This window comes from Bacillus sp. NPDC094064, from assembly GCF_050279585.1.
GTDB lineage: Bacteria > Bacillota > Bacilli > Bacillales > Bacillaceae_G > Bacillus_A.
In genome coordinates, this window is the sequence record NZ_JBNNUI010000005.1 from 121,659 (window position 1) to 148,629 (window position 26,971).

General features: G+C 35.3%; 29 protein-coding genes, 1 pseudogene, 1 riboswitch and 1 other annotated feature. Of the genes and pseudogenes, 11 read left to right on the top strand and 19 right to left on the bottom strand.

The window, feature by feature from the left end; genetic code table 11:
- Positions 1-538 precede the first annotated feature (538 nt).
- A complete protein-coding gene (locus ACQKNI_RS13365) occupies positions 539-736 on the top strand; it encodes a hypothetical protein (RefSeq protein WP_088232073.1) in 198 nt (65 codons plus the stop codon).
- Between the two features lie 18 nt (positions 737-754).
- On the opposite strand, the gene ACQKNI_RS13370 is transcribed toward ACQKNI_RS13365, so the two are convergent.
- Both ACQKNI_RS13370 and ACQKNI_RS13375 read right to left on the bottom strand, forming a co-directional pair.
- A complete protein-coding gene (locus tag ACQKNI_RS13370; protein ID WP_088232072.1) occupies positions 755-1,036 on the bottom strand; it encodes a hypothetical protein in 282 nt (93 codons plus the stop codon).
- Positions 1,037-1,154: 118 nt separating this feature from the next.
- Entirely contained in the window at positions 1,155-1,718 is a 564-nt protein-coding gene (locus ACQKNI_RS13375) for a TIGR00730 family Rossman fold protein (RefSeq protein WP_002045701.1), read from the bottom strand.
- Positions 1,719-1,806: 88 nt separating this feature from the next.
- Between ACQKNI_RS13375 and ACQKNI_RS13380 the strand changes: the two genes are divergently transcribed.
- The 3 genes from ACQKNI_RS13380 to ACQKNI_RS13390 all read left to right on the top strand — a co-directional run bounded on the left by ACQKNI_RS13380 (position 1,807) and on the right by ACQKNI_RS13390 (position 3,978).
- On the top strand, positions 1,807-2,130 hold the full coding sequence (locus ACQKNI_RS13380; protein ID WP_088232071.1) for a MazG nucleotide pyrophosphohydrolase domain-containing protein: 324 nt from the start codon (positions 1,807-1,809) through the stop codon (positions 2,128-2,130).
- Between the two features lie 53 nt (positions 2,131-2,183).
- Positions 2,184-2,690: a ferritin gene (locus ACQKNI_RS13385; protein WP_088232070.1), complete on the top strand. Its 507-nt coding sequence runs from the start codon at positions 2,184-2,186 to the stop codon at positions 2,688-2,690.
- Between the two features lie 145 nt (positions 2,691-2,835).
- The gene (locus ACQKNI_RS13390; RefSeq protein WP_088232069.1) at positions 2,836-3,978 is read left to right on the top strand and encodes a hypothetical protein; all 1,143 of its coding nucleotides are present in this window, start codon (positions 2,836-2,838) and stop codon (positions 3,976-3,978) included.
- Between the two features lie 59 nt (positions 3,979-4,037).
- Here the strand turns inward: ACQKNI_RS13390 and ACQKNI_RS13395 are convergent, their stop codons facing one another.
- From ACQKNI_RS13395 to ACQKNI_RS13410, 4 genes are all read right to left on the bottom strand, one after another.
- Positions 4,038-5,219 carry a NupC/NupG family nucleoside CNT transporter gene (locus ACQKNI_RS13395; protein ID WP_088232068.1) on the bottom strand — a complete coding sequence of 394 codons (1,182 nt, stop codon included), beginning with the start codon at positions 5,217-5,219 and terminating at the stop codon, positions 4,038-4,040.
- A 346-nt stretch (positions 5,220-5,565) separates the two neighbouring features.
- Entirely contained in the window at positions 5,566-6,747 is a 1,182-nt protein-coding gene (locus ACQKNI_RS13400) for a NupC/NupG family nucleoside CNT transporter (protein ID WP_427282430.1), read from the bottom strand.
- A 282-nt stretch (positions 6,748-7,029) separates the two neighbouring features.
- Positions 7,030-8,469 carry an alanine/glycine:cation symporter family protein gene (locus ACQKNI_RS13405; protein ID WP_088232066.1) on the bottom strand — a complete coding sequence of 480 codons (1,440 nt, stop codon included), beginning with the start codon at positions 8,467-8,469 and terminating at the stop codon, positions 7,030-7,032.
- 189 nt (positions 8,470-8,658) lie between these two features.
- Entirely contained in the window at positions 8,659-10,089 is a 1,431-nt protein-coding gene (locus ACQKNI_RS13410; protein ID WP_088232065.1) for an alanine/glycine:cation symporter family protein, read from the bottom strand.
- Positions 10,090-10,373: 284 nt separating this feature from the next.
- Between ACQKNI_RS13410 and ACQKNI_RS13415 the strand changes: the two genes are divergently transcribed.
- Positions 10,374-11,012 carry an NAD(P)-dependent oxidoreductase gene (locus ACQKNI_RS13415; protein WP_088232064.1) on the top strand — a complete coding sequence of 213 codons (639 nt, stop codon included), beginning with the start codon at positions 10,374-10,376 and terminating at the stop codon, positions 11,010-11,012.
- Between the two features lie 139 nt (positions 11,013-11,151).
- Here the strand turns inward: ACQKNI_RS13415 and ACQKNI_RS13420 are convergent, their stop codons facing one another.
- The 3 genes from ACQKNI_RS13420 to ACQKNI_RS13430 form a co-directional block, all read right to left on the bottom strand.
- Positions 11,152-12,069, bottom strand: coding sequence for a thioester domain-containing protein (locus tag ACQKNI_RS13420; protein ID WP_088232063.1), 918 nt, complete (start codon positions 12,067-12,069; stop codon positions 11,152-11,154).
- Between the two features lie 109 nt (positions 12,070-12,178).
- Positions 12,179-13,018, bottom strand: coding sequence for an aldo/keto reductase (locus ACQKNI_RS13425; RefSeq protein WP_088232062.1), 840 nt, complete (start codon positions 13,016-13,018; stop codon positions 12,179-12,181).
- Between the two features lie 16 nt (positions 13,019-13,034).
- Positions 13,035-14,198, bottom strand: a complete 1,164-nt coding sequence (locus ACQKNI_RS13430) for an MFS transporter (protein WP_170933781.1) — start codon at positions 14,196-14,198, stop codon at positions 13,035-13,037.
- A 394-nt stretch (positions 14,199-14,592) separates the two neighbouring features.
- Between ACQKNI_RS13430 and ACQKNI_RS13435 the strand changes: the two genes are divergently transcribed.
- The 3 genes from ACQKNI_RS13435 (at position 14,593) to ACQKNI_RS13445 (ending at position 17,035) form a co-directional block, all read left to right on the top strand.
- Positions 14,593-14,940 (top strand): winged helix-turn-helix transcriptional regulator, encoded by a 348-nt coding sequence (locus ACQKNI_RS13435; RefSeq protein ID WP_088232060.1) that lies wholly within the window; start codon positions 14,593-14,595, stop codon positions 14,938-14,940.
- A gap of 431 nt (positions 14,941-15,371) precedes the next feature.
- Positions 15,372-15,812 (top strand): DUF1641 domain-containing protein, encoded by a 441-nt coding sequence (locus ACQKNI_RS13440; protein ID WP_001115309.1) that lies wholly within the window; start codon positions 15,372-15,374, stop codon positions 15,810-15,812.
- Positions 15,813-15,856: 44 nt separating this feature from the next.
- The gene (locus tag ACQKNI_RS13445; protein WP_000043194.1) at positions 15,857-17,035 is read left to right on the top strand and encodes an NAD(P)/FAD-dependent oxidoreductase; all 1,179 of its coding nucleotides are present in this window, start codon (positions 15,857-15,859) and stop codon (positions 17,033-17,035) included.
- A gap of 310 nt (positions 17,036-17,345) precedes the next feature.
- Here the strand turns inward: ACQKNI_RS13445 and tyrS are convergent, their stop codons facing one another.
- The 4 genes from tyrS to ACQKNI_RS13465 form a co-directional block, all read right to left on the bottom strand.
- Complete coding sequence (tyrS, locus tag ACQKNI_RS13450) at positions 17,346-18,605, bottom strand: tyrosine--tRNA ligase (protein WP_088232059.1); 1,260 nt, start codon at positions 18,603-18,605, stop codon at positions 17,346-17,348.
- Between the two features lie 55 nt (positions 18,606-18,660).
- Positions 18,661-18,876, bottom strand: a binding site (T-box leader).
- 100 nt (positions 18,877-18,976) lie between these two features.
- The gene (murB, locus tag ACQKNI_RS13455; protein ID WP_088232058.1) at positions 18,977-19,891 is read right to left on the bottom strand and encodes a UDP-N-acetylmuramate dehydrogenase; all 915 of its coding nucleotides are present in this window, start codon (positions 19,889-19,891) and stop codon (positions 18,977-18,979) included.
- 383 nt (positions 19,892-20,274) lie between these two features.
- Complete coding sequence (locus ACQKNI_RS13460; protein ID WP_140417443.1) at positions 20,275-20,670, bottom strand: SET domain-containing protein; 396 nt, start codon at positions 20,668-20,670, stop codon at positions 20,275-20,277.
- Between the two features lie 171 nt (positions 20,671-20,841).
- Positions 20,842-21,900 carry an endonuclease/exonuclease/phosphatase family protein gene (locus ACQKNI_RS13465; protein ID WP_088232056.1) on the bottom strand — a complete coding sequence of 353 codons (1,059 nt, stop codon included), beginning with the start codon at positions 21,898-21,900 and terminating at the stop codon, positions 20,842-20,844.
- A 189-nt stretch (positions 21,901-22,089) separates the two neighbouring features.
- Positions 22,090-22,149, top strand: a riboswitch (Fluoride riboswitch).
- A 53-nt stretch (positions 22,150-22,202) separates the two neighbouring features.
- On the opposite strand from ACQKNI_RS13465, the gene crcB (ACQKNI_RS13470) reads away from it, so the two are divergent.
- Positions 22,203-22,607: a fluoride efflux transporter CrcB gene (crcB, locus tag ACQKNI_RS13470; RefSeq protein ID WP_170933778.1), complete on the top strand. Its 405-nt coding sequence runs from the start codon at positions 22,203-22,205 to the stop codon at positions 22,605-22,607.
- Complete coding sequence (gene crcB, locus ACQKNI_RS13475; RefSeq protein WP_088232055.1) at positions 22,604-22,960, top strand: fluoride efflux transporter CrcB; 357 nt, start codon at positions 22,604-22,606, stop codon at positions 22,958-22,960. The genes crcB (ACQKNI_RS13470) and crcB (ACQKNI_RS13475) overlap by 4 nt, the downstream gene beginning before the upstream one ends.
- Positions 22,961-23,075: 115 nt before the next feature.
- Here the strand turns inward: crcB (ACQKNI_RS13475) and ACQKNI_RS13480 are convergent, their stop codons facing one another.
- The 6 genes and pseudogenes from ACQKNI_RS13480 to ACQKNI_RS13505 all read right to left on the bottom strand — a co-directional run.
- Positions 23,076-23,288 (bottom strand): helix-turn-helix domain-containing protein, encoded by a 213-nt coding sequence (locus tag ACQKNI_RS13480; protein WP_088232054.1) that lies wholly within the window; start codon positions 23,286-23,288, stop codon positions 23,076-23,078.
- An 11-nt stretch (positions 23,289-23,299) separates the two neighbouring features.
- Positions 23,300-23,641, bottom strand: coding sequence for a DUF2975 domain-containing protein (locus ACQKNI_RS13485; protein WP_088232053.1), 342 nt, complete (start codon positions 23,639-23,641; stop codon positions 23,300-23,302).
- A gap of 27 nt (positions 23,642-23,668) precedes the next feature.
- Positions 23,669-23,875, bottom strand: coding sequence for a DUF3955 domain-containing protein (locus ACQKNI_RS13490; RefSeq protein ID WP_098841444.1), 207 nt, complete (start codon positions 23,873-23,875; stop codon positions 23,669-23,671).
- A gap of 154 nt (positions 23,876-24,029) precedes the next feature.
- On the bottom strand, positions 24,030-24,551 hold the full coding sequence (gene speG / locus ACQKNI_RS13495) for a spermidine N1-acetyltransferase (protein ID WP_088232051.1): 522 nt from the start codon (positions 24,549-24,551) through the stop codon (positions 24,030-24,032).
- 142 nt (positions 24,552-24,693) lie between these two features.
- The gene (psiE, locus tag ACQKNI_RS13500) at positions 24,694-25,098 is read right to left on the bottom strand and encodes a phosphate-starvation-inducible protein PsiE (RefSeq protein ID WP_088232050.1); all 405 of its coding nucleotides are present in this window, start codon (positions 25,096-25,098) and stop codon (positions 24,694-24,696) included.
- Between the two features lie 104 nt (positions 25,099-25,202).
- Positions 25,203-25,379: pseudogene (locus ACQKNI_RS13505) on the bottom strand (winged helix-turn-helix transcriptional regulator); the annotation flags it as partial.
- 464 nt (positions 25,380-25,843) lie between these two features.
- Here ACQKNI_RS13505 and ACQKNI_RS13510 point away from each other — a divergent pair.
- On the top strand, positions 25,844-26,803 hold the full coding sequence (locus tag ACQKNI_RS13510) for a DUF4822 domain-containing protein (RefSeq protein ID WP_088232049.1): 960 nt from the start codon (positions 25,844-25,846) through the stop codon (positions 26,801-26,803).
- Positions 26,804-26,971: the final 168 nt, after the last annotated feature.

A 26,971-nucleotide genomic window follows, 5' to 3' on the forward strand; every position in this document is an offset into this window, starting at 1 on the left:
TTACGAGGCGCTTTTTGCCTCGAATGAAGGAGTGAAACAACCGACTGTTCTAGCCGCTGGAGCTAGATATCACTAAAAGCGGAAGCGGCTCGTTCAGAACAGGAGGTTGTTGGAACTCCTGATTACGAGGCGCTTTTTGCCTCGAATGAAGGAGTGAAACAACCGACTGTTCTAGCCGCTGGAGCTAGATATCACTAAAAGCGGAAGCGGCTCGTTCAGAGTCGCTTTTTTCTATTGGGTGTTCCCATGTAACGGTACATGAAATTATATTAACGATTTTTCAAATATATCGATCATAACTCGCAATATATCAACGATTTTTTCATTATATCGATCACAACTCACAATATATCAACGATTCGACAAAGAATATCGATTTACCGACAAATCACGACAATATTAGCACTCTCCTCCCCTATTTTTATCAATATATTACAATCTCATTTATGTTAAAATATAGGAAACACCCTTTAGTAACTAGATCCAAAAAGCTTTTCCAAGTTCATCATTTACTACTTAAATGACGGGAGTGGTTCAGTTGAAAGACTACTTAATTAGAGCATTTTTTGCGTTAATAACAGTTGGGATTGTCTTACTTATAGCTAATATTTTCAATATAAATGTCGCGGTGAAAGACTATGCTTTCCTCGTTGTTGTAGCGATTGGTGGCGGCTGGGGTGGCTGGTACCTGTATAAAAAACAAAGTAATCAAAATGATAAAGGCATTCCAAAGTAATATGGAATGCCTTCCTTGTTATTTCCGTCTATAGTAAATAATGAAATTTAGACCACTGATCACACCAATCGCAATAAACATATTAAAAGACTGCACATCGCCACCTAGATTATACTCATCAACAATAAACCCAGACATAAAGAGTGTGATTGCCGAAACACCGATACACAATATCGAAATAAACCAAAGAGAAAATTCATTAATTAGCTCTTTCTTCTGTGTTGAAACAATTAGCATAACAAGAACAGATGCTGCTAATATACTTTTAAAAACAGGACGTAAATATACAAACTCCCCCATCTATTTCTCCTTTTCCAAAAACATTATATCTCAACATTAACATATTTAACCAAATTAAAAACACATGCCTTTTCAAGGTAAAATGACATGTGTTTCAAAAAATCTCTATAAAATTGTATTATGATAGCTGTTTCCACTTCGTCCCTAAAACAGGGCGCTCATAATTTTGGATTTCATGAATGAGTTTATCTGCCGTCTCTGCTGAAACGATCAACTCTTTATTTGATGGATTCATAAAGCCTTCTTCTGCTGCACGTTCAACCATTTGCAGAATTGGTCCGTAAAAGTCTTTAATGTTTAATAAACCAACCGGCTTATTATGTATACCGATTTGTGACCAACATACAACTTCAAATAGTTCTTCAAACGTTCCATATCCGCCTGGTAGTGCAATGAAAGCATCCGCAAGCTCTGCCATTTTTGCTTTACGCTCATGCATCGTTTCTACTTCAATTAGTTCTGTTAATCCTGTATGTACAATTTCTCCTCGGAATAAACCGCGCGGCATAACACCTGTTACGCGTCCACCTAAACGAAGGACTTCGTTTGCTACTTCTCCCATTAATCCAACGCATGAACCGCCGTATACGAGCTCATAGTCGTTCTCAACAAACATTTTTCCTAATTCAATTGCTTGCTCTTTAAACTCTGGTCTCTCCCCTAAATTTGAACCTGCAAACACACAAATCTTTCTCATTCCTACACCCCGAAACTATATATTGTTATGATACAATTGACATTGTACAACATATTGAGGAGATGAGGAAGAAATGGATATCGTCGCATTTCAAAGATGGGTTGAGGAATTTTACGAAAAACGAAGCTGGTCACAGTATAATGCCTTTATTCGCTTAAATTTCTTAACTGAAGAAGTTGGGGAAGTTTCACGCGTTGTTCGCGCTATTGAAATCGGCCGTGATCGCCCAGATGAAGATGCGAAAACAGAAGAAGAGCTAAAACAAGAACTAAAAGAAGAACTTGGTGATGTACTATCTAATCTTGTTATTCTTTCACAAAAATATGATTTAGACCTGCAAGACATTATGGACACACACGTCACAAAGCTTTCGAAAAGGTTCGAAGCATCCAAATGAGAATATTATCAATTATGATATAATATTCTTGTCACAATAATAAGGGGGATTTTATGTTATCTAAAAAATTGCACGACGCACTAAACGATCAAATGAACTTTGAATTTTATTCCGCTCATGCTTATATGGCAATGGCAGCTTACTGTACAGCTGAGAGCTACGATGGATTCGCTAACTTTTTCCTTGTACAAGCTGAAGAAGAGCGTTTCCACGCAATGAAACTTTACAACTATATTAATGACCGGGGCGAGCGCGCTATTATTACTGGTTTTAATAATCCAAATAACGAATACGAATCTGTATTACACGCTTTTGAAGTCGCACTTGAACACGAGCGTGAAGTAACGAAACGTATTTACAACTTATCTGATATCGCTTGGGATGAGCGTGAACACGCAACAATTACATTCTTAAAATGGTTCGTTGATGAGCAAGTTGAAGAAGAAGCTTCATTTGATAGCATCATCCAAAAATTAAAACGTATTACAAGTGATTCAAACGCACTATTTATGCTAGATGCTGAATTAGAGAAACGTACATTTACGCCTCCAGCTGAGTAGTATTTCAATCACCTTAATGAATGTATTAAGGTGATTTTTTATTTCAATGACTCCTTATAATCAACTGGAAATTATATCAAAAAAATGTATGAATTTGTTTTTGTATTATTTATAATAACACTATAAATACTATAGGGGGTTCGGTATGGGAAATGTATGGCTTACAAGAAATTTAAGAATCGGATTTTTTTCAGCGTTCTTTATTATTCACATGCTAGTATTACTAGTTTCTTTATTATCGGGGGCAATTCAATTCGCATTTATTTGTCTATTATTCTCTATTCCATTTGCATATCTCGGATTTGGTATTGATATGCAACGAAAGAAAAAAGCAACTCAAGTTTTAGAAGAAAAGATGAGATCCATAAATCAAGTAGAATCTATTCAATGTATTGCCGACGGATATCATGAACAAAAAGGCAGAGGCCACTTAGCTTTAACAGATCATTTTCTCTTTTTTATAACAAGAAAAAAAGAAATTTACTCCATAGACCTACATACAGTCGAACGCTATGGAACACGTGCTGATGGAACTGGTGTTTATGGAACAACCATCCACCACTCTGGTCCCATTAGTATCGCAAGTACTCAAGAAGCAAAGATACCTATGTTTTATGTTGAAGGTATTCATGCAGGTGAACATTTCCATTATGCCTTTAGTACCTTCAAAAACACTAAATTCTTTAAAATTTTAGATCGTAATTTAAGCTCTGGAAAAATCGCAAAAGAATCTGCCGCCAAAAACCAGGAACAGCAAAAGCAACAACAAGTGTTTGAAAATGAAAATGCTGTTCTTATCCAAAATATGAATCGCATTATGGATACAGAAATCAATGATTTAGATACACCTCTTTATTTACAAAATGGAAAAGCATATTTAGAAATTTATTTTGATATTTTTAAAGAACAATTTCCAAATTTAAACGCTTTGCAAGAGGGTGAAAAGCATACATTTTTCAGTTATCTACAAGCTTGTATGCTACGTGGTTCACGTATGTATAGTACGATCGTAGAAATGAATCATGGGAAAGTTTTATCCCTACAAGAAACCCCTACTCTACCAATAGATTTATTAGAGGAAAATTTCCCTAAAACATTCATGCCTAACTATCCTGCTGTCAAACAAATTGTATACAGTCAATTTAGAGGTTTTAGATATCAAAACCAAACCATGATAACAGAAGAACAAGCTCTATCCCTTACAGAAGAATATATAAAAATTGGATTTAGAAATGCCATGAGTAATTTCTTAGCATATAACGAACTACAAAATAGAGTGACTGTATAAACATAAAAGAGATGGGCAATTGATTGCCCATCTCTTTTTCATACACTTTTTAAATTTTATTAAAGCATAACCCCAACGATAATCGCTGATAATATACTTACTAATGTTGCACCGTATACAAGTTTTAATCCGAATGATGATACAACGTTTGCTTGTTTGCCATCAATACTCTTCGTTGCACCTGCGATAATTCCGATAGATGAGAAGTTCGCAAATGATACAAGGAAGATTGATAAAATACCTACTGTACGAGTTGATAACTCACCAGCTACTTTACCTAAATCAAGCATTGCAACGAATTCGTTCGTTACTAATTTTGTTGCCATAATTTGTCCTGCTTGTAGCATCTCTGATGTTGGAATACCCATTATGAATGCTAATGGTGAGAAAACGTAACCTAAAATGCTTTGGAATGTGATTCCGAAAATAGAATCGAATACACCGTTAATTGCTGTAATTAATGCTACGAAACCGATTAACATCGCCGCTACTGTTACAGCGATAGAGAAACCAAGCATAATATATTCGCCTAACATTTCAAAGAATGTTTGTTTCTTATCTTCTTGTAATTCTAAAATATCGTCTTCTTCTTTTACGTCATATGGATTAATAATATGAACGATAATGAATCCACTGAATAAGTTTAATACAAGTGCTGTTACTACATATTTTGGATCAATCATTTTCATATAAGAACCGACGATTGACATCGATACTGTTGACATTGATGATGCACAAAGTGTGTATAAACGATTTTTCGGTAATTTGCTTAGTTGATCTTTTACTGTAATAAATACTTCCCCTTGACCAACAATTGCAGCTGCTACTGCATTATATGATTCTAGTTTTCCTAAACCGTTAACTTTACTTAATAGGAAACCGACTGCACGAATGATAATCGGTAAAATTTTAATGTGTTGCAGGATCCCGATTAATACCGCTAAGAAAATAATCGGTAATAATACTGTTAAGAAGAATGGTGCTTGTCCATCGTTTGCTAGACCACCAAATACGAAATTAACCCCAGCTTCCGCAAATTTTAAAATAGCGCCAAATCCATCTGCAATTCCTTTAACTAATACAAATCCGATTTTTGTATTTAGTAAGAAATACGCAAGTACCAATTGAATGACAAGCATAAGTGCAATTGGTTTATATTTAATTTTCTTACGATCTGAACTTATAAGGAAACCTAGTACAAATACTACAAGTAAACCGACTAGAAACATTACTATTTTCATATGTGAATCCTCCACTTCTCCCACGAGTTATTAGTCATCTAACGAATGACGTCTGACCATTGTTGTTAAAAAAATTTAAAACCCCTAAATACTATTCAACTGTTATCTAAAATCAGTAAGCGTTTACATAAATTGCAATTTATAAAAGGTAGCCTCGTCTCTCCTACCATATTTGAAAGTCTGAAATTGATACCACCTACAAATCAAATTGTAAGCGTTATCTAATCGAAATGCAATATAAATTTTAAAAGATTTTCATATGTTAATATATTCCTAACTAATTGGTTTTTTCATGTAAATTTACCATAAAAAAATAGCCCTAGCTTTGAGCTAGGACCATCCCTTTTTATAACATAACACCAACGATAATCGCTGATAATATACTTACTAATGTAGCTCCGTATACAAGGCGTAGACCGAATGATGATACAACATTTGATTGATTTTCATCGATACCTTTCGTTGCACCTGCGATAATTCCGATAGATGAGAAGTTCGCAAATGATACAAGGAATACAGAAAGAATACCGACTGTACGAGCTGATAAATCACCAGCTACTTTTCCTAGATCAAGCATCGCAACGAACTCGTTTGATACTAATTTCGTTGCCATAATTTGTCCCGCTGTTACCATCTCTGATTGCGGGATACCCATTACGAATGCTAATGGTGAGAAAATGTATCCTAAAATAGCTTGGAATGTAATACCGAACATTGAATCAAACAAGCTATTGATTGCTGTAATTAATGCTACGAAACCAAGTAACATTGCTGCTACCGTAATTGCAATCGTGAAACCAAGCATAATATATTCGCTCAGCATTTCAAAGAATGATTGCTTCTTCTTATTTTCTAACTGCAGTGTATCTTCTTCTTCTGTAATATCGTACGGGTTAATAATATGAATGATAATGAAACCACTAAATAAATTTAATACAAGTGCTGTTACTACATATTTCGGTTCGATCATTTTCATATAAGAACCGACGATTGACATCGATACTGTCGACATGGAAGATGCACATAATGTATATAAACGGTGTTTTGGGATTTTACTTAATTGATCTTTTACTGTAATAAATACTTCTGCTTGTCCAACAATTGCAGCTGCTACTGCGTTATATGATTCTAGTTTTCCTAGACCATTTACTTTGCTTAACAAAGTACCAATAGCACGAATAAATATCGGTAAGATTTTAAAGTGTTGCAGAATTCCAATTAGAGCAGCAAAGAATACGATTGGTAATAAAGCTGTTAAGAAGAATGAAACTTCTCCTTTATTGACAAGACCACCAAATACGAAAACGATTCCAGATTCCGCATATCCAAGAAGCGCTCCAAATCCATCTGAAATTCCTTTTACTAAAATATAACCAATTGGCGTATTTAATAAGAAATACGTTAACGCTAGCTGAATAACAAGCATAATTGCGATTGGTTTATACTTAATCTTCTTTCGATCAGAACTTATAAGAAAACCGAGTCCGAACACAACGAGTAATCCTACAAGAAACATAACAAACTTCATGAATAAAATCCTCCATTTAACTCTTCATTAACGTTGAACGTCTGACCATTCAAAACAAGAAATAATCCGAACTTTCCATTTCCCCTCTAAAACCTTCAATTGGATATAAAAATTCATATAACCTCTTGTCCCAAAGGCATTTTCCATTCTAACATAAATCCCAATTCATATCCTCCCTTTTCTAAAAAAATTACATTTTATTATAAAACGCTCATGAATGTTCGTCTTTTTTATTATGTAATAAAAAAAATGAGCATCAAGTTTCACTTGATGCTCACCTCATTATACAGCTTTTTCTTTATCAGCTACTGGCTTATCCCAGCACTCTGTATTGTTCAATCCTGGAATAGACTCCGCATAAAAGACTGGATCTTTTCCTTGTTTCTTTTGCTTTACGTAATCTGATAATGCCGCGAAAGCATACTTAGAAAGGAATACAATTGCTACTAAATTAATAACAGCCATAATACCCATGAATAGATCTGCTAAGTCCCAAACAATTTGAATTGTTGCGACAGACCCTAACATAACCATACCAAGTACAGCAATTCGATAAGCATTTAATAAAACTTTACTTCCATTTAAGAATTCAATATTTGTCTCACCATAGTAGTAGTTACCTACTAATGAACTGAATGCAAACAAGAAGATTGCAACTGCTACGAATATAGATGCCCACGATCCAATGTGTTGACTTAACGCTTGTTGCGTTAATTGAATTCCATTTAAATCAGCTGCACCAGGTACATCAGATAATAAAATGATGAATGCTGTACAACTACAAATTAATAATGTATCTGTAAATACCCCTAAAGTTTGAATGAAACCTTGTTTAACTGGATGTGTTACGTTTGCAGTCGCTGCTGCGTTTGGCGCACTACCCATACCAGCTTCATTTGAGAATAATCCACGTTTTACTCCTAGTAAAATCGCAGCTCCTAATCCCCCACCAACTACTTCTTTAATTCCGAAAGCATGTAAGAAAATTTCTTTAAATACATACGGAATTGCCGTAATGTTTGTTACAACAACAAATAATGCAACTGCTACATAAATAATTGCCATTACCGGAACGATCATTTCCACTGCACGAGCAATTCGCTTCACTCCGCCGAAAATAATGATTGCAAGTAAACCAGCCATAACAACACCAACAAGTCTACCATCTGTTTTAAATGCCTCATCAAAGGCTGCTGCTACCGTATTTGATTGCACAGCATTAAAAATTAATCCGAAACTAACCGTTATTAAAATAGAGAACACAACACCTAACCAGCGTTTCTTTAAACCCTTCTCCATATAATACGCTGGTCCCCCACGGAATGTATTCCCATCTTTTACTTTATAAATTTGCGCTAACGTGCTCTCTACAAATGCAGAAGCACCCCCAATTACCGCGATTAACCACATCCAAAATACAGCTCCAGGTCCTCCCATAGAAATTGCAATAGCAACCCCTGCTAAGTTACCAGTACCTACACGAGAAGCTGTACTCATACAAAATGCTTGGAACGATGATACACCGCTCTTCTCCTTTTGCGCTTTTCTTGTCTTCGAACTCGCCCCATCCCCAAGTAAGCGAATCATTTCACCGAAGTAACGAATTTGGACAAATTTCACACGAAATGAAAAGTAAAGTCCTAACCCAATTAACATTGCAATAATGATATATGACCAAAGAACATTATTTACATCCCCAATTATATTAGTTAAAAAATCCATAATTGTATTGCCCCCTCTTCCTAACAATAAGAAAATTATATTCTAAAAACTTGTGGCAATCAAGAATTTTCGACAAAAATGTAAGGTTTTTTAACACAACTATGTAAGGATTTCTGACACGAGCGCTTTTTACATCTTTTATTACAACAAAAAACGAGCATCGAATTCATCTCGATGCTCGCCTTTTTATTACACTGCTTTTTCTTTATCCGCTACCACTGGCTTATCCCAACACTCTGTGTTCGTTAAACCAGGAATAGAGTCTGCACTGAAAACTGGATCTTTCCCTTGTTTCTTTTGTTTCACATAGTCTGCCAATGCAGCATACGCAAATCGACCAAGAAGTGTAATCGCAATTAAGTTTGTCATTACCATTAGACCCATAAATAAATCTGCCATATTCCATACCATTTGAAGCGTCGCAACAGAACCGAATAATACCATTGCCACTACCGCAATACGGTAAATTGTTAACCAAGTTTTACTTTGTTTAATGAATTCAATATTCGTCTCACCATAATAGTAGTTTCCTAGAAGTGAACTGAAAGCAAATAAGAAAATAATAATCGCTAAGAAGCTACTTGCCCACGGGCCAATTTGTGAACTTAACGCATTTTGTGTTAATTCAATACCTTCTAAATTCGTTGCTTTATATGCACCAGAACATAATACGATAAACGCTGTTGACGTACATACTAAAAATGTATCTACTAAAACACCGATTGTTTGAATAAATCCTTGTTTTGCTGGATGCGTTACGTCAGCTGTTGCCGCCGCATTTGGCGCACTACCCATACCTGCTTCGTTCGCAAATAATCCGCGCTGAATACCATATTTCATCGCAGCACCAATACCTCCACCTACAGCTGAATCTAAACCGAATGCACCTTTAAAGATTTCTGTAAATACATCTGGTAGTAAATAGAAATTTTTAATAACAACGAAAATAGCTACCGCAATATAAAGAAGTGCCATTGGTGGAACAATCATTTCTGACATACGTGCAATACTTTTCACGCCACCAAAAATAATAACCGCAACCAGTGCCGCTAATACGATTCCGACAACATAACGCTCAATACCAAATGCATTTTTAAATGCTAATGTAACTGTATTCGCTTGTACTGAGTTAAAAATTAAACCGTAACTAATTGTGATTAGAATAGAGAACCAAATCCCCATCCAACGTTTATTTAAACCTTTTTCCATATAATAAGCAGGACCACCACGGAAGCCACTGCCATCTTTTATTTTATAAATTTGCGCAAGCGTACTTTCCACGAAACTTGAAGATGCTCCAATAATTGCAATAACCCACATCCAAAATACAGCTCCAGGTCCTCCCATAGAAATAGCTAGCGCTACACCAGCTAAGTTACCGATTCCAATACGAGCTGCTGAACTCATACAGAACGCTTGGAAAGAAGATACACTACCCTTTTTACGCGTCTTACCAGTTAATCCATCACTCATTAATCGAACCATTTCCCCTAAATGAGTAATTTGTACGAATTTTAATTTAATAGAAAAATAAAGCCCTAACCCAATTAACATTGCAATAAGAATATATGACCAAAGAATTGTATTCGTTGATGAAACGAATTGATCTAAAATATTCATACAATTAACCCCCTCCTTTTATTCATAAAACGAATTATATTTAAAATACACTTAAAAATCAACATATTTCGACAACTTTCGACTTCCAAATATTAGAGATTCTACGACTCCCCCTTTCAACAAATACACATACTAAAACAAAAAATATTTTCATAAACAACGCCATTGACAAAAATACACATCTGTAACTATAATAGTTACATCAAGTTGTAACAAAACTAATTACAATACATTCATTCTTTTTCAGATATACATTTTAATAAAACACTTTGGAGGGATTCATTATGAAAATCGGAATTATCGGAGCAAGTGGTAAAGCAGGAAGTCGTATTTTAAAAGAAGCATTAGATCGCGGACATGAAGTAACCGCAATCGTAAGAGATGCCGCAAAAATTACAGAAGAAAATGTAAAAGTTTTAGAGAAAGATGTATTCTCCCTTACATCTAACGACCTAGGGGCATTTGATGTAGTTGTAAATGCATTCGGCGCTCCAGCAGGACAAGAACATCTTCATGTAGATGCAGGGAACGTACTTATTGAAGCTGTAAAAGGTGCACCAAATACAAAATTACTTGTAGTCGGCGGCGCTGGTAGCTTATTCGTAGATGAAGAAAAAACAACACGTGTATTTGATACACCTGGGTTCCCTAACGAATACCTTGCAACTGCTCAAAACCAAGGTAAAAACTTAGAAATCTTACAACAAACAAATGACATCACTTGGACATTCATCAGCCCTTCTGCACTATTCGCATTAGGAAAACGTACTGGCTCTTATACAGCTGGTAAAGACAACCTTCTTGTTAACTCAAAAGGGGATAGCTACGTAAGTTACGAAGACTTCGCGGTAGCAGCTCTTGATGAAATCGAAAATCCAAAACATGTAAATGAACGCTTCACAGTTGTTTCTGAAGCTGAGTAATAAAAAAAGCTCGTAAAACATATTGTTTTACGAGCTTTTCTATTTTTTTAAACCTTACCTCTTGTATACCTTCTGTTTTTTCAAAACCTTGTTCTGTAATTTTAAAGAAAAAGCATCGGCACATGCCAATGCTTTTTCTTTATCTCTTTTGATTCGGTTTGTGTGGTTCATTTGGAGTATGTGGTTTATTATTATCATGACCATTTGCTGTTTTCCAACTTACCGATAACTCTGGACTTGTTTTTTCTTCACTACGCTCTAATAATACAACTGCATTTTGAATCGTCGGTGTCCCTTTATGCGCAATTCCTTGTAGTTTCGTTAAATTGCCTGATACTTTAAAGCTAAATCCACCTGCTGGTGTTTGTTTCGGAATTAAAATGCGGAATTTCTCTCCCACATTAAATTCTGTTTTTGCTTCGCCTTTTTCATTTACAAACTTCGCGCCCTGCGGTGCACCTGTTGCCTGTACTTTATATGTTCCACTTTTCGCGTTAGTTTGTACTGTGTATAAACCTGTTTCAAAAAACTCATCTTTTAATACCGCTTGTTGTTCTTCTGTAGGCGTTACACTCATCGTAATTTCTTGTAATTCTTCACTAGCGTTTGCTTTTGCAACGATATCTTTCGTTACTTTTTCTACATTTTTATTACGGAAATCTAAATCGTTAATATCGATTTGTTTCAACGCATTCCACACCGCGAGCTGCGTTGCGTAATGTGCATCTCTCCAATCAGAAACACCTAATTCTTGCGGGCTCTTTTGTGGATATCCATTTAATAATACACGGTATACGTTAATATCCACTTTCCCCATTTCCGGTAAATCTTGACCGCTTGGAGATTTCAAATCTACATTTAAACAAAATGCAATTTTCCCATCTGCCGTTTTAATAAGCTCTGTTCGGATTGGTTTCTTCTTAGACTTACTATAACTCCAATCCATTTGATACTTTGTATGATCCATAACTTCTGCGAATGCCTTTTGAAGTGGGAATAACACAAATAAAACACTTAAAAACACAGCTAAAAGTTTGAACGATTGCTTTATATTCATATTTACAGCCCCTTAATAACAAACTTAATACTAAGTAGTATTTATTTAGAAACTATTTTTATGCACAAAAAAAGAGTGCTTTTACGCACTCTTTTTTCTTACCTTAATCTTAGAAATCGAAGTTATCAGGATCTGGACCAACGCGGTGATTTTCATTTAACGCATCGATTTTTTCCATATCTTCTTTCGTTAATTCAAAGTTAAACACATCAGCGTTTGCAACAATACGGTGTTCTTTCGTTGATTTTGGAATTGTGATTACTCCATTTTGAAGATCCCAACGTAAAATGACTTGCGCTGTTGTTTTATCATATTTAGTAGCAATTTCTTGTAATGTTTCATTATCTAATAGTTGACCTTGCATAAGTGGTGACCATGCTTCCATTTGAATACCTTGTTCTTTACAGAAAGCTTGTAATTCTTTTTGTGTTAAACGCGGGTGATATTCCACTTGGTTAATCATCGGTTTAATTTCCGCATCTTTCATTACATCTTGTAAGTGATGAATTTGGAAGTTACTTACACCAATTGCACGTACGCGTTTTTCTTTATAAAGTGTTTCTAACGCTCTCCATGTATCTTTATATTTTCCTTCTACAGGCCAATGAACAAGATATAAATCTAAATAATCTAGCTCTAATTTTTTTAAGCTCTCTTCATATGCAGCAAGTGTCGTTTCATATCCTTGATCCGCATTCCACACTTTTGAAGTAATAAATAAATCTTCGCGAGAAATTCCAGCTTCTTTTATACCTGCGCGAATTCCTTCACCTACCGCTTTTTCATTTCCGTAAATTGCAGCTGTATCGATGCTGCGGTATCCTGCTTTAATAGCCGATTTTACAGCCTCTACAAGTTCCGGTCCATCTTCTACTTTAAATACACCTAAACCGAACCAAGGCATTTCTACACCGTTATGCAATGTTGTTGTACTTTGTAAGTTTTTCATTTTATTTTCTCTCCTTTTATTTCACTTGATCTCTTTTTTCTAATGCCATGCTCCACGCCGTTAAAATAACAGCACCTGCTACCATAATGCCACCTACCCAAGCTGTATGAAGTAACCCTAACGAGTTCGTTACAATACCGCCTAAATAAGCACCGAGAGCGATTCCAGCGTTAAATGCTGCAATATTCATTGCTGATGCTACATCGACAGCACTCGGCACGAATCGTTCAGCTAATATAACGACATATACTTGTAATCCAGGAACATTCATAAATGCGAATAGTCCCATAAAAATAATCGTAATGAGCCCCACTACTTTAAATGGTGCTGTAAATGTTAGCACGAATAATACAATCGCTTGAATGAAAAACATATAAAATAATGCTCGAATTGGATTACGATTTGATAACTTACCACCGATCATATTCCCAATCGCAATTGCAATCCCGTACACTAACAAAATGATTGTAACGGTACTTGCTTTAAATCCGGTTACTTCTTGTAATAGCGGTGATAAATACGTAAACGTTACAAATGTTCCCCCGTATCCTAATGCAGTAATGATGAAAACAAGTAATAACCTTCCGTTCGTAATCAATTTGAACTGATCACGAAATGATACGGACGTACCTTTTTTCAAATTAGACGGGACTAATATACTATTTGCAATTAAAGCAACAATTCCAATTACAACAATTACCATAAAGGAAGCTCTCCAGCCAAATTGCTGACCAATAAACGTTCCAATTGGTACACCTGTGATCGTCGCAACCGTTAAACCAGTAAACATAAACGCAATTGCACTAGCTCGTTTATTCTCTGGTACAAGTGCGGCTGCAATCGTGGATCCGATCGACATAAAAACGCCGTGTGCGAAAGCAGATACAACTCTCGCGATAAGTAAAACAGTGAAACTTGTCGCCACAGCTGCAATTCCATTACCAATAATGAAAATAATCATAATCCACATTAATAACGTCTTTCGCGACATACTAGCTGTTAACGACGTTAACACTGGGGCGCCAAACGCTACCCCTAACGCATATAAAGAAACAGTTAAACCAGCTGTTGTGACAGAAACATGTAAATCTTCCGAAATGGATGGTAATAAACCCACACTTATAAATTCGGTCGTTCCTATTCCAAACGCACTAATAGCTAATGCTAACAAAGCAAACATACTTCTTCGATTCGTCTGAACCTCCGAAGATGATATTGTATATGAACTCAATTGAATTCCTCCTTATTACAAGAAATCCAATCATAATAGTGTGATAAAAAGGCCCTTTTATCTTCTAAAAAATATATTTACTCTCTACAAATGCTATTATGAATGGTTTCATTCCTTTTTGAAAGAACGCACTTTTAAGTACGATAGGCACCAAAAAGTAACATAGGCACTTTTTAGTACCGTACTACTCATTTGCCTCTTACGTATGCTATTATGAAACATATTCAACATAATAAAAAGTACGTACTTTAAAGTGCTATAGGCACTAAAAAGTAACATTTACATTATTTAGCTTCTTTCGTTGAAAAGTATAAATCCATATTCATCAAAGGAGATTTTTTATATGAAGAAATACAATATTCCTGTAGAAGCGACTTTAGAGGTTATCGGCGGAAAATGGAAAGTCGTAATCCTTTGCCACTTACAGAAAGGCACAAAAAGAACGAGTGAACTCAAACGTTTAATGCCTGGTATTACGCAGAAAATGTTAACTCAGCAATTACGTGAATTAGAAGAAGACGGAGTTATTCAAAGAAAGGTATACAACCAAGTACCCCCAAAAGTAGAATATTCTCTTACTGACTACGGCTGGTCTTTAGAAGCCATTCTTGATTCTCTTTGCACTTGGGGCGAATGCCATCTTGAAAAAGGCGGTAACACATCGATGCTTATGACAGAAGCTGAACAATAAGAAAAAGGAAAAAAAGAACAGTAATTTGTTCATTTTTTCCTTTTTTTCTTCATATATATGTACATTTCTCATTCAAACAAAATATTTTATGCGCTTTCATGCCTTGTCAGTACTAGGTTATGCACTTAATATCAAATAATTAGGAATCATTTTTATGTTAACATAGGTGTATATAGTATATAATATAAGATATATATTATATACACTTTCCGATAAAGGACCTTTCCATTATGCGGACAAGCCATGTATCGGACAGTTCATAAATAATAGGTAAGACGTTATGGTTTTAGATTTATGATTTCAGCTTATTTGTTATCATAAATTTAAAGGCATTTTATTGTGTTTTGTGAAACTTTGTATAAAGTTTCGTAAACGGTTACTATCTTACTTATCAAAAATAAGAGTATTGCTATCGTAAAGGAGAATTGGAGATGCCAGAAACTATGACTCAAACAAAGCCAGAACAAGAAACTGTACAAATTTCTGCTAGCCAAGGACAACTTGATGTACTTGATCAGTTGTTAAAACCTGAGGTACAAGAATCATTAACAACACTAGTAGAACAGCTTCCAAAATTAACTGAGCTTGTTAACATTTTAACTAAATCTTATGACTTCGCTCAAACTGTTGCTACTGATGAAGTATTAAAAAGCGACACTGTTGGTGCAATCACAGAGCTTGTAGAACCTGTAAAAGATACAGTGAAAAGCATGGCTGCGACTGCAATCGAAGCGAAAGATCGTGCTGACGAAAGTAATGAAGTTATCGGCCTATTCGGTCTATTGAAATTACTAAAAGATCCACAAGCACAAAAAATGTTCCGCTTTGTGAACGCATATCTTCAAATTAGTGCAGAACGCAACAATAAATAATTGAATTTATAACAACAATTAGTAAAGACGGGGGATATCATACTATGTCAAAACAAATTGTCATCTTAGGCGCTGGTTATGGCGGTCTTCTTGCCGCTTTAAACGTACGTAAATATTACAGCAAATCAGAAGCACAAGTTACAGTGATTAACCAATACCCAACACACCAAATCATCACTGAACTACACCGCCTTGCAGCTGGTAACGTTGCTGAGCAAGCAATTGCAATGCCACTTACAAAGCTTTTCAAAGGTAAAGACATCGATCTTAAAATCGCAACAGTTGAGTCATTCTCTGTTGATAGCAAAGAAATCAAACTAGCTGGCGGCACTACTTTATCTTACGATGCACTTGTAGTTGCTTTAGGAAGTAAAACTGCTTACTTCGGTATTCCAGGACTAGAAGAAAACAGCATGGTATTAAAATCTGCTGCTGATGCAAACAAAATCTACAAACACGTTGAAGACCGTATTCGTGAATACGCGAAAACGAAAAACGAAGCTGATGCTACAATCGTAATCGGTGGTGGCGGATTAACTGGCGTTGAGCTAGTTGGTGAGCTTGCTGACATTATGCCTAAACTTGCAAAAAGCCACGGCGTAAATCCAAAAGAAGTGAAACTTCTTCTTGTTGAAGCAGGTCCAAAAATCCTTCCAGTATTACCGGACCACTTAATCGAACGTGCAACTACTAGCTTAGAAGCACGCGGCGTTACATTCTTAACTGGTCTTCCTGTAACAAACGTTGCTGGCAATGAAATCGACTTAAAAGACGGTCAAAAACTTGTTGCTAACACATTCGTTTGGACAGGCGGCGTACAAGGTAACCCATTAATCGGTGAATCAGGTCTTGAAGTTAACCGTGGTCGTGCAACAGTTGATGCATACCTACAATCTACTTCTCACAAAGACGTATTCGTTGCTGGAGACAGCGCTGTTGTCTTCGCTCCAGACGGACGTCCATACCCACCAACTGCACAAATCGCTTGGCAAATGGGTGAGTTAATTGGATACAACTTATACGCAGCACTAGAAGGCAAAGCATTCGAAGAGTTCGCACCTGTAAACTCTGGAACACTTGCTAGTCTAGGACGTAAAGATGCTGTTGCTACAATCGGAGCAAGCAATACTCCACTTAAAGGCTTACCAGCATCATTAATGAAAGAAGCAAGTAACGTTCGTTACTTATCACACATTAAAGGTCTATTCAGCTTAGCTTACTAATCTGAATATAAGCCCGAATCATGCCCAGCATGGTTCGGGCTATTTTTATCCGTAATTTTCTCTAACTTATTTATTCGGCAGAAGAATACTATAATCCTCTATAATTATCAAAATATACTGACTCTTTTTAGTAGAAGCTGTCCCGTTTGGAACAGCTTCTATTGTCATTTTTTGTCGGTAAATCGATATATCGGGAACATCGCTGATATATTTTGACTTGCGGTCGATATATTTTAAAAATCGCCGATATAATTCGAGTTACGGTCGATATATTCGAAAAATCGCCGATATAATTTTTCGATTGTATTCGTTATCCTAGCTTCACTAAACTGTAGTTCTTCTTCCCTTTACGGATAATAATAAATCTTCCATCAAATGAATTTTCTACAGTTACATCCGTACCAACATCTGTTACTTTTTCACCATTCATAGAAATCGCGCCATTATTAATGTCTTCACGTGCTTGTCGTCTAGATGGTTCAATTCCTAAATCAACTAGCCACTCTACGATGTTTTTCTTCTCTTTTGAAGACTCGAATGTTGGCATCTCTTTAAAACCTTGTTCAATTTCATCAGCTGTTAACGTTTTAATATCTCCGCTAAATAACGCTGCTGTAATTTTCACAGCCTGCAGGAACGCTTCTTCACCATGAACGAACTTCGTCATTTCTTCTGCTAATACCTTTTGCGCTTCACGTTTATGAGGCTCTGCTTCTACCTTTGCTGCTAATTCATCAATGCGCTCTTTCGTTAAGAACGTAAAGTATTTCAAGTATTTCACCACATCACGATCATCTGTATTTACCCAGAACTGGTAAAATTCAAACGGTGTTGTTTTTTCAGGATCAAGCCAAACCGCACCGCCTGCTGATTTACCAAACTTCGTACCATCTGATTTTAATAATAACGGAATTGTTAGTCCAAATACTTTCGCCTCATGACCTTCTAACTTACGAATTAAATCTAAACCGCTCGTAATATTTCCCCATTGGTCACTACCACCAATTTGTAGTTGAACATCTTCTTTCGTGTATAAATGATGGAAATCCATCGCCTGCAAGATTTGGTACGTGAATTCAGTGAAAGAAATTCCCGTATCTAAACGACTTGCGACAATATCCTTCGCTAACATGCTATTAACGCTAAAGTTTTTCCCGTAATCACGTAAAAACTCGATAATGTTGATTTCATGTGTCCAGTCGTAGTTATTTACCATCTTCACTTCGCTATTCCCACCGAAATCAAATAGCTTTTTCATTTGCGCTGTTAACGCATCCACATTATGCTGAACGACTTCTAACGTTTGAAGCTGGCGCTCTGATTGACGTCCACTTGGATCACCAATTGTTCCAGTTGCTCCGCCAATTAAAATAACAGGATGATGGCCAGCTAACTGGAATCTCTTCATCATCATAAACGGAATCAAATGCCCAATATGCATACTATCACCAGTCGGATCAACTCCGCAGTATAGTGAAATCTTTTTCTCTTCTACTAGCTTACGTAAACCTTCTTCATCTGTCTGCTGATTCACAGCACCGCGCCATTCTAATTCATCAATAATATTCATGTTTTGTCATCCCCTTTATTTTTTCAAACAAAAAAGTCCCTATGTCTACGATAGACATAGGGACGATTATTCACCGTGTTACCACCCAGTTTGCATAAATAGCATAGCTACTCATACCACTCTTAGCAATAATATCGATTGCCAATCCGCTTAGCATTACCTAAGATACTCCAGAGTGTAATTCACAAGTTTGTTTGTGCTAGGTTCCAGCAACCCCTAGCTCTCTCGTTAACAGTGACAAACTGCTACTGGGCTCTTTCAACGTATGTTATTTGTTAAATTATTAGCCATTATATTGAATTAAAAACAAATTGTCAATAATCACCAAATATTATTTTAAAATAATTCGCATCTTCATACGTATTCCTTTATTACTTATCTTCTCCAATAATCCTTACTTCTCGCTCTAACTTCACGCCAAATTTCTCTTCAACTGTTTTTTGTACGAAGTGAATTAAATCGATGTAATCTTGTGCCGTTCCGTTATCAACATTCACCATAAATCCAGCATGTTTTAAAGAAACTTCCACTCCACCAATTCGCTTACCTTGTAGTCCTGATTCTTGAATCAATTTACCAGCAAAGTTGTTTGGTGGGCGCTTAAATACGCTACCACATGAAGGATATTCTAGAGGCTGTTTTGATTCACGCTTAAACGTTAAATCATCCATTTTCTCTTTAATTTCTTCACGTACACCTTCTTCAAGTTCAAACTTCGCTTCAAGAATAATGTAATGATTGTTCGCAAATACACTCTTACGATATCCAAATGCAAATTCATCTTTCGTTAAAGTACATAAGTCTCCATCACCCGTCATTACGACAGCTTCTGTTAACACAAACGATACTTCACCGCCGTAAGCACCAGCATTCATATATAATGCTCCGCCAACTGAACCTGGAATACCACAAGCAAACTCAAGACCTGTTAAATTGTGATCTAATGCAATGCGTGATACATCAATAATTGCTGCACCGCACTGTGCTACAATCGTCGTTCCTGTTACAGTAACACCTGTAATATGAATTAAACTTACTGTAATCCCTCGAATACCACCGTCTTTAATAATGACATTCGAACCGTTTCCTAAAAACGTAACTGGAATATTATATTGGTTAGCATATTTAATAACTTCTTGAATTTCATCATAATTCGTAGGCGCAACAAACACATCTGCTTTTCCGCCAACTTTAATATGCGTATGATTCTTTAACATTTCATCTTGTTTCACATGACCTTCAGGCAATACCGTACTTAAATATTCATAAACCTCTTGCATATTCATTTTACGATTCCTCTATTTCTATATTCTTTTTATCCCGTTATACGGGCCCATAATATCCCCACATACATGAACGAACCTAAAGTGGTGGATACAGTGTACCCAAAATCAATTCGAGACACCTATAAACCTCTTAATTTATAAGAGGTGCCACTCATATTAAAATATATATTGCATAATAAAGCAACCCAAATGGGCTACTAAACTTGACATGTCATCAGAAAGACAACAATTTGTAAAATATATTACTTTTTCAAAACACTATCCCTCAGTATCTTACTATACCATATGAAAAGAAAGTGGTATTTTTTTGTAATCTCTACTTTATCTTCTTCAACAAAAAAAAGAGGACATCCCACGGTGGAATGCACTCTTTTTTCGTTGCTTTACTTATCGTTCTCTTCTTTTTCCTTGTCAAACCATAATAGTTCGTCATCATCAACTTCACCGTTATAGTTGATTAAAATTTCTTCTCCAGCTTTTATATCCTTATAAGCGAAAAAGTTAAACGTATGATTCTCGAAGACAATTTCATACGTTGCATTCGGATTATATGCATGATTAAATAACATGCCGTATCCTAACAGAAATGCCGTATGATTTACCCCATACTCAAATGCGTAGTCAGCAAGTAACGTTTTCTCAATGTGTTCATGTTGTTCATTCGGATAAGAGATAACTGGTGCTGAGTGAATCAACTCACCCTTTTTAATATCACGAGTTGCAAATACACCTCTATTAAATTCTCCATCACTAAGTTCAGAAGTCTTAACTTCGATCATATAAGTCACCTATATAATTCTTTCTTTGAAGTATTTTTCTCCTTAAGCTTGGCAGAAAACGATGAGAAAAGCAATTAAATTCCTACCAAATGTAAAAGGAGCACATTATTTGTGCTCCTTTACAGTCATATTATTTTTCTAAAATCTCTTCTAGCAACTTGATTCACTTCATTACTTCAACTTAAATACCGCACTCACTGGGTTATGATCACTATTTTCAAACTTCAAATCTTTCCCTTGTACATTTACAATCTCAACATTCGGTGAAACGACGAAGCCATCAATAATCGTGACAAAATTTTCACCTTCTACATATTTCTTCACATCATCTCTCACAGTCATAACAGACGGATCTACAGCCCACTGGAATCCTCCGTCAGTAAAATCTTTCGGCAACTCTACTAACCATTCCGGGCGCTCCTTCACAAACCTCGGATCGCTTAATTGAACATCAGAAAGTAATTGATTCCAATCTCCACCCATTATTACGTAATCGCCATTTTGATAATGCTTGTTCATATATTCCTTTAAATATTCTACTTGCTGCTTTCTAATTTTTCCGCCTTCATCATAAGCAGACAAATGTAAGTTTACGAGTCTAACAAATTTCCCGTTATTAACCGGGATTTTATACTCAACAATCGCTCGGTCCAAATCAAATAAACGTTTTGGCCAAGGCTCCATACCTGGTAATTGGAACTGTGTCGCCTTTTGAACTGTATATTTAGAAAACGTACTTAGTCCAGCCTCAGCATATCCCATTGGACTTGTTACTGGCACCGGAACCCATTTTGTATCGTAATTCTTTCCAAATGACGAAGAATACTCAGATAGTCCATTTTTCAACAATTCATGTTCATTTACATCGAATGATCGAAGTGATTTTATATCAACTTCTTGTAATAACGTAAAATCACTATTCTCATTTTGCAAGAAAGAAAGCATCTTCTTTAAGTTCACTTCAGTCTGTTCTTTACTACTTGAACCAGAACCTTTTCCGCCATCCATAAAGAAGTCTTGCCCCTTATCTAATCCAGCATAGCCAATATTGAATGTCGTAACTTTAAACTCATTTCCTTGCTCTAATACGCGTTCCTTATTATTTTCCACCTTCAAACTTATAACATCAGCCGGCTGTTCTTTTGTAAGTGTCATATATCCTAAAAACCCACCTAAAATGCCCACTCCTATTAAAATAAATATAAGTATTACCTTTAAAAATTTCTTCAAATAAACGACTCCTTTTCTAAAAACACAACTCGTTTTTCTTTATTTTCAGTTAATTAAAATAAAATAGCAGACGTAAGAAATATTTTATCATAATTAAAATTGCACATCACCACATTTTGGTTATTAATAATAAACCTACTTCAAAATTCCCATTGAAATTTAACATCAATATTTAGTACACTATATGTAATAATCATAGGCGATGGAGTTCGCCATAACCGCTACTGAGCTAATGACTCCTACCAGTATACTTGCTGGTAGGAGTCTATTTTTTTGAACAAACTATGAAAGAGGTGAGGAAATTGATTTATATTATCGTTGGCATAGCCGGTATATTAGGAGCTCTTTCCCGTTATTATGTAGGGCTTACTATTCATACATTTTGGCATCATTCATTTCCGTTAGCTACATTACTTATTAACTTAGCTGGCTGCTTCTTATTAGCCTGGCTAACTACTTATATCGCTCGGCTGAACATCTTACCCTCTGAGGTGATTACAGGCATCGGGACTGGATTCATCGGTTCCTTTACGACGTTTTCAACGTTCAGTGTAGAAACCGTACAATTAATCAATCATTCTGAATGGAGCACAGCTTTCCTATATGTATCATGTAGCATGCTGGGTGGCCTCATTATGTCTGGTCTTGGCTATACACTAGGTGATTTCTTAATTAAGAAACGCCTTACGGAAGGTGATTTCTCATGATGGAGGCTTTATTAGTAGCAACTGGAGGTTTCTTCGGCGCCATTACACGATTTGCCATTAGCAATTGGTTTAAAAAAAGAAATACAACTTCCTTTCCAATCGCCACGTTTCTTGTGAATATAACGGGAGCCTTTTTACTCGGATATATAATTGGAGCGGGAATAACCACAGATTGGCAACTTCTACTAGGTACTGGTTTTATGGGTGCTTTTACTACATTTTCAACGTTTAAATTAGAGACATTCCAGCTTCTCAATCGTAAAAAATTTGGCATACTATTGATATATTTAAGCGCTACTTATATGATTGGCATCATCTTCGCATTCCTCGGGATGAAGTTAGGTGGAATATAAAAAAGCGACTCTTTTACAGGTCGCTTTCTTTCATAAGAAGTATCTCTCGCCATACAAAATTAAAAATAAACGGGCTGGATATACGTTGCTGTAGTGAACCACTTTCGTAACTTCACTACAACTCATCCTTTTCATATTCTAAAATATCGCCAGGCTGACACTCTAACACTTCACATATCTTCTCTAAAGTCGAAAACTTAATCGCTTTCGCTTTTCCGTTTTTCAAAATAGAGACATTTGCCATCGTAATTCCTAACTTGCCAGATAGCTCTGTCACACTCATTTTCCGCTTCGCTAACATTACATCAAGATTTACTATAATCGCCATAACAGAGCACCTCAAATCGTTAAGTCGTTATCTTCTTGTATATCACTCGCTTTCCTAACTAAATGAGAAAGTAAAGAAGTGAAAATGGATATAACAACTGAGAAAAATAAAATAAGTAATAGAATCACTACAATACTCGTATGATAATTCCCTACTATAGAAATATACAATAATGCTCCAATATATAAAATACCTTCCATCATCGATAAAATGCTAATTGCCTTTAATCTCTTCGCATTTTGTAAAGTAAATGCTTCATCTACAGCAATATCTGAACATATTTTCCACCCTAAAAATAAGGAAATAAAATATGGAATTCCTGTAATACAAATAAACGTACAAAAAAACGGCAAATGTGATCACTCGCCGCTTATATATATTTACTTATTCCCTTTTAAGTTTAATCGAATAAATGTAAATGAACCTGTCACTATAGCCATAAAGAATAGCAAATAACTTACTGGTACTAAGAAAAAGTAAGGCTCCATTAGCATACCATTCTCCGCTACTGTACTATTCGAACCATGTATCGATAAGCAAATAACTCCAAGCACGATTAACATAATAGATAATATATATTTTTTCATAAGACATTCTCCTCTATACGTAAAATTCCTCTTCACTAACTACCATCATAATAACGATATATATATTATAAGTCAATTATTTTTTATTGTTTTACGATAAAAAAATATCATTTCAAATAAAAAAAAAAAAAAAAACGTTTATAAAGTTAATACTTTATAAACGCTTTTTTTCTAAATATTGCTTCTGAAACATGCACATTCTTATTGCATTATGATACGTGCCATCTACGAAGAATTCATCTTGTAGCTCGCCTTCTACTATAAATCCAACCTTTCTATAAACATGCACAGCTTTTTCATTCTCTTTATCGACAACTAAATATATTTTATGCATATTTAATACCGAAAAAGCGTAATCCATCGCTAAACGCGTTGCATCAGCTGCATATCCGTGACCTTGATAACTCGGATCAATAATAATTTGGAATTCCGTTCTTCGGTGAATATAATCGATTTCTACTAACTCGACCAATCCAACCATTTCATTATCTTTCTCAACGATAAATCGGCGTTCACTTTGATCGTGTATATGTTTATCGTACAAGTCCTGCAATTCTACAAAGGCCTCATACGGCTCTTCAAACCAATACGACATAATATGTGCATTATTATTAAGTTCATGTACAAACTTTAAATCTTCCCGTTCTAAAGGACGTAACTTCAATTCCTGACTCATTTCTATAACCTCCAAGTAAAAGAAACCTCTTCACTTAATTTCTCAATTTTTTTCAATTTCAAACGCCCTACTTACATTGTAAACTTTCAAGCAACTTGAAGGTCAAGACATAAAAAAGTAGCACAAACAAAAGTCCGCACTACTACTCTTTTCTCAAATCTCTCAAATTTGATATGTATAAAGCAATAACTAAAACAAGAATGGAACCTGCATATAACAACGTCTCAAACGGTTCATCATGCGACACAATAATTAATCGAATTAAAGCCGTAATCCCGATATAAATAAAATAGCGTAACGGAAAATGGTAATTCGATTTAAAATACTTAATAATTAATGCGATGAACTCAAAGTACAAGAAGTAAACAATGATACTTTCCACTAACTTATAAGATGTATACTTCTTCGCTGAAAATATGTATTGAATAAATGTGATTGTCTCATTAATTAAAAAGATAGATAAGACAATGGATAGTATGATTAGTGCTATATTTAATATCCATTGTAAAACGCTAGCGATAAAATGATCAATATTGAATGATTTCATTTTCTCATTAAACTCCCTTCGTATAAGTGCGTATTTATTATAGCAAAATTATACTTACAGAAGTGTTAAATCATATATGATCGTCCTCTTTCACTATCACTTCGCCTTTCAAGCTCTTTCAATTGCTCGGTAAGCATCTTTTGTGTAATACCAGTTACCAACTTTTTTAACTCACCCGTTCTTGTCGGTCCACTTGTTAAATGATGTAAAATGTGGGATTTCCACTTTCCTCCGATCACATCCAAAACGACTTCAATTCTATTGTTATACTCTTTTTTCATACTGAACTCCTTCTGTATTTTGACAGGCACTTTCTCGTGCCTATGTCACGGAAAATTGCGTACTTTTCATAGTACCTGTACTATACCATAATGATGCATGTAAGCAACTTAGTGGAGGTATTTTAAAATGAAAAAAGAAAGGATAAATAGCTTATTCTTTCTTTTTTTCCATTCCCCGACATTTTTTCTCAAAAGTTTTGCACTACAATCGATTAGCTCTATTAGCAATTACATTATTGTTAGCGGCTTTCCTTTTTTCTTTACAATGCATTTTTTGATTACTCGTAGGCGCTACAGCAAGCTAGCGATTTTTTTATAAATATGAACATTTTTTAGGAATTAGTTTATCTTTTTTTAATGTTTTATTTAGAGGCAGTTTATAGTCGGGTATTAACATAAGAAACGTAGTAATTACATTCAGGAAGACGAACTATTTAAAATCACAAAATAAGGAGACGATAAAAATGAACAAAAAAACAAAAGTACTATCATCCATACTGCTCGGATTCACATTAGCATTAACAGGGTGTGCTGGTACTAAAGCTGAAGAAAATCATAGTAAACAAGAACAAGTTGCTAAAGAAACAAAAAAGGAAAATAAATTAACTAAAGGGCAAAAAATGGCTAATATTCTTAGCGAGACAAATTGGCAAGGTACACGAGTGTATGACAAAGATAAGAATGACTTAACAAAAGAGAATACAAACTTCATTGGTCTTGCAAAATATGATGCGAAGTCAGGCAGATATGAATTTTTTGATGCTAAAACAGGTGCAAGTCGTGGTGATAAAGGAACTTTCTTTGTCACAAATGATGGGAAGAAAAGAATATTAATTTCAGAATCAATGAAGTATCAAGCTGTTGTTGACATGACAAAATTAAATAAAAATATATTTACTTATAAACGAATGGGGAAAGACGCTAACGGTAAAGATGTAGAAGTTTTTGTTGAACATGTTCCATATAAAGAAAAAGAACTTTCTTTCACTGATCCGGACAAGCAGCTGAACACGACTACAGGCGATATTGTTAAAAACGTTGATGGAGATAAAATTTTAGGCAGCACCCTTTGGCACGGAACAAAGGTATTAGATGAAGCTGGTAACGATGTAACACAGTTTAATTCAAATTTTATAAGTCTAGCAAAATTTGATGACAAATCTAATAAATATGAGTTCTTCAATAGCGAAACAGGTCAAAGCCGCGGTGATTATGGCTACTTCGATGTTGTACACGAAAATAAAATAAGAGCCCATGTTTCAATTGGAAATAATAAATATGGTGCTGCTCTTGAACTTACTGAATTAAATAAGAATAAATTTACGTATAAAAGAACTGGTAAAGACCAAGCTGGTAAGGATATAACTATATTCGTTGAACATGAACCTTATAAAGGGGATATGAAACCACAATTTAGCTTTTAAAAACGTTTGATTAAAGATCCTGTACTGAGTTGCAGGATCTTTCTTATTAAGCAAGAGAACGAAAAGACGAAAAACATGTAGCTTTTCGTCTTCACAATATTCATACATGTCATTACAATTGTAGCAATCCAGCTTTGGAAAGAATAAAATTTGTGACTAAGTAAAAAA